The sequence below is a fragment of the Mycobacterium sp. Root265 genome, assembly GCF_001428895.1.
Lineage (GTDB): Bacteria > Actinomycetota > Actinomycetes > Mycobacteriales > Mycobacteriaceae > Mycobacterium.
This window is the reverse complement of the sequence record NZ_LMJA01000027.1, coordinates 1-1,065: the sequence shown is the minus strand read 5'-3', so window position 1 is coordinate 1,065 and position 1,065 is coordinate 1. Positions and strand designations below refer to the sequence as shown.

The window sequence follows — 1,065 nt, the reverse complement described above, 5'->3', positions numbered from 1 at the left end:
CTTCTCAAATATATATGTTTCTAGTTTAGACATTTTATCTTTGGTGAATAATAATCCTTATAATTATACAAAAGATAATTTGATGTATAATTAAAAAAGTATTACAATATTCTTATTTATAATAAGAGTATTACTGGTTAAAGGTCTAATTATTCTTGAATGATTCAAATTATCTTTTTTTTCACAGTATAATATAAATCATATAAATATATAAGTACTCAGAATATGATTTAAACCATACAAAGGATAATATAGATTCGAACTATAATATTGCTGGTCGTAATAGCAAGTTTTACCATTAAACTATTATCCTTTCTAATTAATAAATAAATAAATTAGAATTTTTCGGTACAAGCTCATATTATTTTTTAGGCGGGTAATTTTTATTAATAGATTCTACTAATCTAGTTATAGTCTTATCATTAAATCTTATTGAATTACTAGCTATTATCTCAGGTTCTAGTTATAGTCTTATCTATTATCTCAGGTTTATTAGATACGTTTTTATGTACAACTGTTTCAGTACCTTTATGATAACCATCTGTTATTATTCTAGTCTGAAGATCCTCTGGATAATCATTTAATAAAAGATTTTTAACAAATTCCCTTTCAGTATCATCTATAGGTAAATTTTTAGAAACCAAAATAAAATCTTGATTAGTCGATTCTAATTTTTCTACAATTTTGAAAGCTCTTTCTCTTTTTCAATTGTCTGGAAAATTTGCTTCATTAAAACCATGAGGATTAGGTATAGTATTACATGCAGTGCCAGATACATCGTTAGCGTTAGATGATGATACATCATTAGCGTTAGATGCTGCGCCAGATACATCATTAGATGCAGCGTAAATTAAATCATGAACCTTAGATCCAATGTTAGACATACGATCAATATTATCCGGAGTCATCATATAAGAATTGGCATCTCCGGTACTAAATAACAGTATAATTAATAAAAAAATAAATAACAGTATAGTAATAAATAGTATAATAAAGAATGAAATAGATAAAAAAAATAAATAACAGTATAGTAATAAATAGTATAATAAAGAATGAAATAGATAA

The 1,065-nt window shown here is 24.7% G+C and carries 1 protein-coding gene; it reads right to left on the bottom strand.

Going from position 1 to position 1,065, the window contains the following annotated elements; all coding sequences use genetic code 11:
• Positions 1-704: 704 nt before the first annotated feature.
• Positions 705-1,065, bottom strand: a 361-nt coding sequence (locus tag ASE48_RS33480; RefSeq protein ID WP_235571320.1) for a hypothetical protein, incomplete at its 5' end; no start/stop codon positions are given.